The 9,047-nt window shown below is 44.8% G+C and carries 7 protein-coding genes, 1 pseudogene and 2 riboswitches; of the genes and pseudogenes, 4 read left to right on the top strand and 4 right to left on the bottom strand.

All coding sequences use genetic code 11. The features are described 5' to 3' along the window. Positions 1 to 131, top strand: a pseudogene (locus tag JFC07_RS02650) (IS982 family transposase); the annotation flags it as partial. Positions 132 to 337: 206 nt separating this feature from the next. Here JFC07_RS02650 and gcvP read toward each other — a convergent pair. The 4 genes from gcvP to gcvT form a co-directional block, all read right to left on the bottom strand. Beyond that, on the bottom strand, positions 338 to 3,235 hold the full coding sequence (gcvP, locus tag JFC07_RS02645) for an aminomethyl-transferring glycine dehydrogenase (RefSeq protein ID WP_198328078.1): 2,898 nt from the start codon (positions 3,233 to 3,235) through the stop codon (positions 338 to 340). Between the two features lie 71 nt (positions 3,236 to 3,306). Further along, a complete protein-coding gene (locus tag JFC07_RS02640) occupies positions 3,307 to 4,065 on the bottom strand; it encodes a nitroreductase family protein (protein WP_198328077.1) in 759 nt (252 codons plus the stop codon). A gap of 259 nt (positions 4,066 to 4,324) precedes the next feature. Next, a complete protein-coding gene (gene gcvH, locus JFC07_RS02635) occupies positions 4,325 to 4,705 on the bottom strand; it encodes a glycine cleavage system protein GcvH (RefSeq protein ID WP_068404068.1) in 381 nt (126 codons plus the stop codon). A gap of 70 nt (positions 4,706 to 4,775) precedes the next feature. After that, on the bottom strand, positions 4,776 to 5,960 hold the full coding sequence (gene gcvT / locus JFC07_RS02630; protein ID WP_198328076.1) for a glycine cleavage system aminomethyltransferase GcvT: 1,185 nt from the start codon (positions 5,958 to 5,960) through the stop codon (positions 4,776 to 4,778). 182 nt (positions 5,961 to 6,142) lie between these two features. After that, positions 6,143 to 6,300: riboswitch (glycine riboswitch) on the bottom strand. Positions 6,301 to 6,352: 52 nt separating this feature from the next. Then, positions 6,353 to 6,489, bottom strand: a riboswitch (glycine riboswitch). A 236-nt stretch (positions 6,490 to 6,725) separates the two neighbouring features. Here gcvT and JFC07_RS02625 point away from each other — a divergent pair. The 3 genes from JFC07_RS02625 to JFC07_RS02615 all read left to right on the top strand — a co-directional run bounded on the left by JFC07_RS02625 (position 6,726) and on the right by JFC07_RS02615 (position 9,037). Next, positions 6,726 to 7,046 carry a YcgL domain-containing protein gene (locus tag JFC07_RS02625; protein ID WP_198328075.1) on the top strand — a complete coding sequence of 107 codons (321 nt, stop codon included), beginning with the start codon at positions 6,726 to 6,728 and terminating at the stop codon, positions 7,044 to 7,046. A gap of 251 nt (positions 7,047 to 7,297) precedes the next feature. Further along, positions 7,298 to 7,915, top strand: coding sequence for a hypothetical protein (locus tag JFC07_RS02620; RefSeq protein ID WP_144297109.1), 618 nt, complete (start codon positions 7,298 to 7,300; stop codon positions 7,913 to 7,915). 258 nt (positions 7,916 to 8,173) lie between these two features. Beyond that, positions 8,174 to 9,037 carry an AAA family ATPase gene (locus JFC07_RS02615; protein ID WP_198328074.1) on the top strand — a complete coding sequence of 288 codons (864 nt, stop codon included), beginning with the start codon at positions 8,174 to 8,176 and terminating at the stop codon, positions 9,035 to 9,037. Positions 9,038 to 9,047: the final 10 nt, after the last annotated feature.

The raw sequence follows: 9,047 nt of genomic DNA, 5'->3' as shown, positions 1-9,047 counted from the left end.
AACACTCACGCCATCGTAGTGTCACGGGGTTTATCACAAACTTGCTGTCAGGTTTGATTGCTTATTGCTGGTTTCCCTATAAACCCACCATCAAAAACATGCCTCAGCAGGGACAGGTAGCCATATTATAAATAGTATCAATGAGTTACAATGTGGCTTATCCCGAACTGGGGTTATTTTACTGATATTTTATTATATTAGGCTCTAGCCCCTAATTTAAACGTTAATCTCATGATCTTTTAAATTATTAGCCCAGAATAGACAAAATAAAAACCTCCAAATCAGCTACTGACTTGGAGGTTTGTTTTTATATCAACTATTTATCTTTGTTTGAAAACTACATATAGTTTTCGATACTTGGGCAAGAACACATGAGGTTCTTGTCGCCGTAAGCATCATCAACACGTGCCACACTCGGCCAGAACTTATGGGTGCGGATGTAAGGCAGTGGGAATGCAGCGGTATCACGGCTGTACGGATGTGACCATTGGCTGCTAGTAATCATCGCCGCGGTATGCGGTGCATTGACCAGTGGATTGTCTTCTAATGTCCAACCATCTTCGCCAGCTTTGGCTTTCATTGCCTCATTTTTGATAGATTGTAGCGCACTGATAAAACGATCTAACTCTTCTTTAGATTCAGACTCAGTGGGCTCAATCATCAAGGTGCCTGCAACTGGGAAACTCATCGTTGGTGAGTGGAAACCATAATCCATCAAGCGCTTAGCAATATCGCTTTCACTGATGCCAGTTTCTTCCTTCAATGGACGAATATCGATGATACATTCGTGAGCGACGCGGCCATTTTTACCCGTATAAAGAACAGGGTAGTGGTCTTTCAGCTGGCTGGCAACATAGTTGGCATTTAATAATGCAAGCTCAGTGGCTTTTAGCAGACCATCACGGCCCATCATCGCGATGTACATCCATGAGATAGGTAAGATACTCGCTGAACCATAAGGTGCTGCTGATACAGCTGAGCAATCATTTTGCGCATTATGTACAGGGCTCAACGTATGGTTGGCCATGTATGGTGCTAAGTGTGCTTTCATGCCAATAGGGCCCATGCCAGGACCGCCGCCGCCATGTGGAATGCAGAAAGTTTTGTGCAAGTTCATATGTAGTACGTCTGCACCGACATCAGCAGGCTGCATCATGCCGACCTGCGCATTCATATTGGCGCCGTCCATGTATACTTGACCGCCATGCTTATGAATCAAATCACAAATATGACGAATGCCTTCTTCAAACACACCGTGCGTCGATGGATAAGTAATCATCAAGGCACCTAAACGCGCGCTATGCTCCTCACATTTAGCGGTTAAGTCATCGATATCTACGTTACCATTGTCATCGGTTTTCACCACGACGACTTGCATACCCATCATCATGGCGGTAGCAGGGTTGGTACCGTGCGCTGACATTGGAATCAAGCAAACATCACGATCCGTCTCGCCCAATGACTCATGGTAACGACGGATTGCTAATAGACCGGCGTATTCGCCTGAAGCGCCAGAGTTAGGCTGCATAGACACTTCATCAAAACCTGTGATGGCTTTTAATTGCTCTTGTAAGCTATCAATCATTGCAATGTAGCCAGTCACTTGACCGCGCGGCGCAAATGGATGCACATTGGCAAATTCAGGCCACGTAATCGGTAGCATCTCACTGGTCGCATTCAATTTCATGGTACAGCTACCAAGTGAAATCATACTACGGTTCATCGCCAAATCTTTGTCTTCAAGCGATTTTAAGTAGCGCAGCATTTCATGTTCGGTATGATGCGAGTTAAAAACTGGATGGGTCAAGATATCATCGCTACGCAAGTGCTTACTATCGAGTGACACGCGAGCTTCGGTCGGCAAGTCATGAGCTTTACTGACAAATAATTGCGTTAAAACATTAAAATCTTGCGCATCACTAGTCTCACTAAAGGCAACACTTAATTTGGTGTCGCCAAGACGCCATAAGTTGTAGCCAATATTGTCGGCGTTTTCGAAAATCTGCGTTGCCATTTTTTCTGAACCACAATCAACGACGACACTATCAAAGAATTGATCATGGACGACGTTTAGATTGCTGTCGTTAGCATCTTTAATAACATCAGCAAAGGCAGTCGCAAACGCATGAATACGAGTGGCGATACGCTTAACGCCATTTGGACCATGATAAACGGCATACATACCAGCTAGATTGGCAAGCAAGACTTGTGAGGTACAGATGTTTGAGTTGGCTTTTTCACGGCGGATATGCTGCTCACGGGTTTGTAATGCCATACGTAATGCAGTATTGCCTTGTGAGTCTTTAGAGACACCAATGATACGACCAGGTGCTGAACGCTTGGCTTTATCAGAGAAGGCAAAGTAGGCGGCGTGTGGACCACCAAAACCCATCGGAATACCAAAACGCTGGGTGCTACCGAGTGCTACGTCTGCGCCCATATCGGCTGGTGATTTTAATAGCACCAAGCTCATGATATCGCTGACAACGCTGACGTAGGTCTTGTTTTTCTTCACCGCCGCGATAACATCGGTTAAGTCTTTTACATCGCCTTCAACACCGACGTATTGGAAAATAGCACCGAAATAATCACCTGATTTAGCCAGTTCGAAATCACCAACAACCACTTCCCAACCAAAATATTTGGCACGAGTATTGATGACATCTAAGGTTTGCGGATAGATACGCTCATCCACAAAAAACTGGTTTGATTTGCTTTTGCTCACACGCTTCGACATGGCCATCGCTTCTGCCGCAGCCGTTGCTTCGTCAAGTAATGACGCGCCAGCCATCTCCAAACCTGTTAAATCAATACAAACTTGCTGGAAGTTAAGCAGTGCTTCTAGGCGACCTTGGGCGATTTCTGCTTGATAGGGCGTGTAAGCAGTGTACCAACCTGGATTTTCAAGGACGTTGCGCTGAATCACTGCTGGCATACGCACAGGCGAGTAACCTTGACCAATATAGCTCTTATTAACCGTGATATCGTCTGCCATGGTACGTAGTTTAGCAAGCGCGGCGTGTTCACTCATGGCCACAGGTAAATCTAGCTCTTTATGCAAGCGCACAGGTTCAGGCACGGTATCATTGATAAAGCTTGCCATATCTTGATAACCAACGGCATTTAATAGGTCGGCTTGTTTGGCATCATTTGAGCCTAAATGACGATAGACAAATTCAGCTTCGTTGAATAAACCTTGAAAGGTATCAAACGTTGGGTTTTGAGAGATAGTCATAACAGTCCTTGATAAAAGGGATGATAAAGGAGATGGCTAAAATAACGAATAAATAATAACGGTTTACGGTTTTAGACGTAATGGACAAATTGAGTTTGGTCAAAGCGGAACTGGGTGTTGTAGACGCCATTATCAGCGCGCTCACCGGCACCAATCATCATAATGATATGGTGATCGTCGCTTAAATTTAATAAGCGTTTCATCGCAGGCTCATCAAAGCCGCCCATCGGACAGCTATCAAAACCGTGCGCGCGTAAAGCAAGCATGAGGTTTTCGGCTGCAAGAGCAGTATTGTTGGTGGCCCAGTTTTTGGTGTCTTCAAAGGTATAATAAGGTGATTTAATCGGACCTTTTATGCGTCTGACTACTTGTGTTGCGCCCCATTTAGCCGCTGATATAACGTTGACCGGTCCGCGTAAGAAATCCATGGTCACAACTTTGTTGTAGTAATCTTTGACCTTTTTGGGCACTGGCGTATCCGGATATTCGCGTAAAATTTGCTTGGCGTGATCGTGCCAAATGTCGGTACGCGCAACGACCGCAATCAAGCGCGCTGAGGTTTTCGCCGCGTTTTGATTCATGCAGTTTTTTACTGAGCGTTTGCGTTTATCCGCATCATCAATTACATAAAATTCCCAAGGCTGCAGGTTGCTTGAGTTCGGCGCGAGCATGGCCAAACGTAAGCAATCTGCTAAAACGTCATCTGGTATCTTGGTATCGGTAAAACGACGCACAGATCGGCGTGATTCAACCACATCGCGAAACGCTTGTAGCTGCGGGGTATGATCAGGCGTCGCAATAATGGTTTGCTTATTAGTATCAGGGGTCATATGAAAATCCATGCTGGGATTGAGTGCGTGGCTAGGTTTGTGTGTCGAGATACTTGAGGTGCGTGGTTAATATTCTTTGCTCAATGAGTACGGCCCAAAAATGAGCGGGCGAGTGCAAATGCTAAATTGAGCGCTAAGGCTAAGTATGTTAAGAAAAGGCGCACAGATACCAGCTGACGCCAATATCTGTCATAACAAGTTGTGTTTTTAATATTAAAAATAGCGATAGCTTAATTAATTAGCGCTAATTAGCTTACTATTACAGCTCATTTTCGTACTCGTCAGCACTTAGCAAGGCTTCGTAGTCAGCGATATTGTCAGGCTTCATTTTAAAGAACCAACCTTCGCCGTATGGGTCAGAGTTGATGATTTCTGGATCATCTTCTAATGCTTCGTTGATGGCAACCACTTCGCCTGAGATAGGCGCGTAAACGTCAGAGGCCGCTTTTACAGACTCAACCACAGAGATTTCGTCGTCAACCGCGATGATGTCACCCACGTCTGGCAATTCAACAAACACCACGTCACCGAGTAAGTCTTGAGCATGGTCAGTGATACCAACCGTAATCGTACCGTCGTCTTCTAGGCGCAGCCACTCGTGGCTAGCGATGTATTTTAGTTCTGCTGGGATGTTACTCATGGTCTCTCTCCTAAATGATAGAGAATGGTTAATAAAAAAGGGACGCTCATAATAAAAGGTATCAGGGATATCAGTCAAATTGCTGCTTGCCGTTACGCACAAAGGGTAGCTTAAGGACGCGGACGTCGACGAATTTACCCTTGCCGCGCAAATCGACCTGCACGCTATCGTCATCTGATAAGCTGGCAGGCACACGGGCAATAGCAATCGAATTTTTTAGGCTAGGGGAGAAAGTGCCACTGGTAATCAGGCCAGTCTGTTCATTATCCGTGCCTTGATTGATGGTCACGGTCATGCCCTCACGTAAGACGCCGCGTGTCATCAATAATAAACCGACTTGCTTCATGGCACTGTTGTCATCTTTTGCTTGTTGACGCTTATTTACTAAGGCTTCACGGCCGATAAAGTCGCGCTCGTCTTTTAGCGCCAGTGTCCAGCCCATGTTGCACTCGTAGGGGCTAACGTTGTCGTCCATATCATGACCATAAAGGTTCATGCCCGCTTCCATACGCAAGGTATCACGCGCGCCAAGACCAGCAGGTTTGACGCCATTGGCTTTTAATTGCTCAAAAAATGCTGGCGCATCATCGCCATGCATGATCACTTCAACGCCGTCTTCGCCTGTATAGCCAGTGCGCGCCACAAACCAATCTTTGCCTTCGATATCGGTTAAATCAGCACCAACGAAAGGCTTAAGGGCAGCCAATGTATCTGCCCAACTTGGTTTGACTTCTGCCAGCTTTGCAACGGCATTTGGGCCTTGGACCGCGAGCATAGCCAAGTCATCACGTTCCGTTAGAGCAACATCAAAACCTTCGGCAACTTTATTAAACTGTGCCATGTCTTTATCGCGGGTAGCCGCATTTGACACGATACGATATTCGCTCGCGTCTTCATTCATCAGATAAACGATTAGATCGTCAATGATACCGCCTTGCTCATTGAGCATCGGAGAGTAAAGTGCTTTACCAACGGTTTTTAATTTATTGACATCATTGGCAAGGAGCTTTTGCAACCATGCTTTGGCATCTGAGCCTTTAATATCAACAACGACCATATGCGAGACATCGAACATCCCGGCGTTGGTACGCACGGCTTCGTGTTCTTCGATTTGTGAACCATAATGGATTGGCAATTCCCAACCAGAGAAATCCACCAATTTGCCGTCACTATCAAGGTGCGACTGGTAAAGGGGCGTGCGTTTAGGGGCGGAAGTGCTGGTATTTTGAGAACTGGTATTGTGAGCGTCGGTCATAACAAATCCTTATGGAACATCAGCAGCACTTGATAATCAGGTATAAAATATCAAAGTAGCAAGGCAGATGTACATTATCATAGTAGTGGGTAGCAATCTTGCAGGGCGCAAGCAGTGCAACCAAGGGTAGTACAAAAAAATAGAACAATTAGCCAAACAGACGCCAAACGTCGGTTTAAGCAAAAGCCCTATCTGTCCTGTAACCTGAGATTTTCAACACGAATCATCGTTATTTATCTATCAAAACCTAAGCCTTAAAGACAATCGCAATAATGCCGCATTTTCTCCCCTTCGGTGGGTAAGGCGTCGTCCGTCCTTACCGCTCTCCAGATTTGTTATGTCTTATGTTTTGGAATGCTATTCGATTTTAGTAGCAATAAAACAGTTGTGACATATGTTTTTCAGTCCTTTTACCTGAGCGATTGGCAGGGTGTATGCGCCTTCGGTGGTCATCAAGCAGTTATTAGCGTGGCTCGTAAATGTAAGCGCACTTGATATCATGCCCAAGACTCTCTCCTGAAAAACGCTTTTATTATGAAAGGTTCAGCTCGTTTTTACAAGCCATCTGCCGCATTAAAGTCGATAATGTTGTTAAAAACAACTTTTTAGCAGCAGCGCTGACAAATTTATGAATAAATAGCATGTGTAAAAGGTCATTAAATTAGCGAACTTTACAGTGATTTACCATAGCAAAACGTAAAGCGACTACTGATTGCAGCCGCAAATATGCTAATCTATGGCGATAGTTTCTGATAGGTTGTTTTTATGCATTGCGATATTTATAAATTTCCCAAACACGACGATATGTATGTTTACATTGCGCGCCCTGATTATCCTGATGATACCGATGAGCTTAGAGACTGGCTTGGTGTACTGCCAAAAGAGTTTCGGGCAAGCTTAGGACGTAGTCAGTTTGTCATGCATTTAGACTTGGCGAGCACGCCAAAATTGGCGCGCGTTGACAAAGAAGAAGTATTGGCAAAACTAAAGTCGCAAGGGTATTTTGTGCAGTTACCGCCGCAAGATGTCATGCGTCGTCAAGCTGAGCTACGCGCCCGTGAAGCTCAGGATAATATCTACGATTGATAGAGGTTCTGAAATTAAGAGACTTTTTTTAAAATTAAGAGACTTGTCTTAAATGCATCAAAAAAGCGACGAAACATTTGCGCTTATGCATTTTGCTAGTAAGTCGTGATAAACTAATCGCTATCAGGCACGTATAATTAAGTGCAGTTGATGATTATGTATTTTGTCGCACTGTTAGTCTGACAAAACTTACCCTATACCGCTTGACGCCTTACGCGCCGCAGGTAATAAACGCAGGTAAAGAAACACGCATGGATTGGTTAAAAGGCATTATAGACAGCTTACCGATAGGCGCTATCAGTGATATCCTCGGTGAGATTACGATTTGGTGGGGGCAACTGGTCAAAGATGTGCCACCCGCAGACTTACCTATGTATGCGTATCTTGGCGGCGTCATTATCGTTTTGATACTCTGGTTGTTGGTTGCTCGCATTTTGCCGCGCCCGCTTGGTGGTATGAGTTGGATGATATTGTTTGCCGTCTTGCTCGCGCCTGGTACGGCGCTTGGTGATCCTAGTGTGATTGCGCCGGCGAGTATCAGTGTCGTTTATGCGATTATGATGAAAGATACGGCTGGCGCGATAGCCAATATGCTGCCGATTTTAGTGGTGTTGGTCGTGGGCTTGTTTGTGGGTTTTGTCTGGCAACTGATTCGCGGCGCGTTTGAGTCCAGCTTGGATAAAGCTCGCAGCCGTACGGCGGATGATGCGCAAGCGACTGCCCAATTGACTACTGGTAATTATTTAGCAGACGACGCGGGTTTATCAGAGTCGTTTGACCATTCAGCATTGTCGTCTAAACCTGAATTGGCTAGGACTGAATTAAGTAAGCCTAAAGCTGAGGTTAGCTTAAAAAAAGACCGCAAATAATAGATATGAGTAATAAAGCTTTTTGCTGTAGATATTTATTAGACAAAAGACACCCTGCGTGTCTTTTTTTATACTCATTTATCGGCTGTACAGCCAGTCAATGATAACTACGAACGCATGAGTACTTTGGCAATTAATGGCACTGTGCTAATCTAAATAATTAGGTATCTGCTAACGACTTTCTCTAAGCTTTCTACTATATTTAACGGATAACAATAACTGATTTTAATAACTTTTTCTAATAACTGAGAATGTATTATGAGCACGACTGATAAAACGAAAAAAAGCTTTACCGGTACGCAAAACTACATTGCTACCGATGATTTGCAGCTGGCCGTTAATGCGGCAATGACGTTACAAAAGCCGCTACTTATTAAGGGCGAGCCGGGCACTGGTAAAACTTTACTGGCTGAAGAAGTTGCTGAGAGCTTAGGGATGCCGCTGATTACGTGGCATATCAAATCAACCACCAAAGCTGAGCAGGGGCTATATGAGTACGATGCCGTATCGCGCTTACGTGATTCGCAGTTGGGTGATGATAAGGTTTATGAGATTGGTAACTATATCAAGCCCGGTAAACTGTGGGAGGCCTTTACCAGTAATGAGCGCAGTGTGTTATTGATTGATGAGATTGATAAAGCCGATATCGAGTTTCCAAACGACTTACTACATGAGCTCGATAAAATGTCTTTTTATGTCTATGAAACAGGCGAGACCATCACTGCCGAGCAGCGTCCGGTGGTTATCATCACCTCAAATAATGAAAAAGAGCTGCCAGATGCGTTTTTACGCCGCTGTTTCTTCCATTATATCGACTTCCCAGAAGAAGATACCATGCGCCAAATCATTGAGGTGCATTTCCCCAATATCCAAGAAAAACTCGTCAATGATGCGCTCGATATTTTTTATAAGCTGCGTAATATTCAAGGGCTTAAAAAGCCACCATCAACGTCGGAATTGGTCGATTGGCTGACGCTATTATTGGCTGATGATATGGCACAAAACGAGCTGGAAGAAAACTTACGCGGGGAAAAGTCTATTCCGCCGCTATATGGCGCGCTGCTGAAAAACGAAGCCGATGTGAGTTTATTGCAGCGTTTTGCCAATATGATGCGTCGTTAAGCGATAGCTC

Source organism: Psychrobacter faecalis (assembly GCF_016107575.1).
GTDB classification, from domain to species: Bacteria; Pseudomonadota; Gammaproteobacteria; order Pseudomonadales; family Moraxellaceae; genus Psychrobacter; species Psychrobacter faecalis.
The sequence above is the reverse complement of the archived record's forward strand: the minus strand, read 5'-3'. Positions and strand labels throughout refer to the sequence as shown.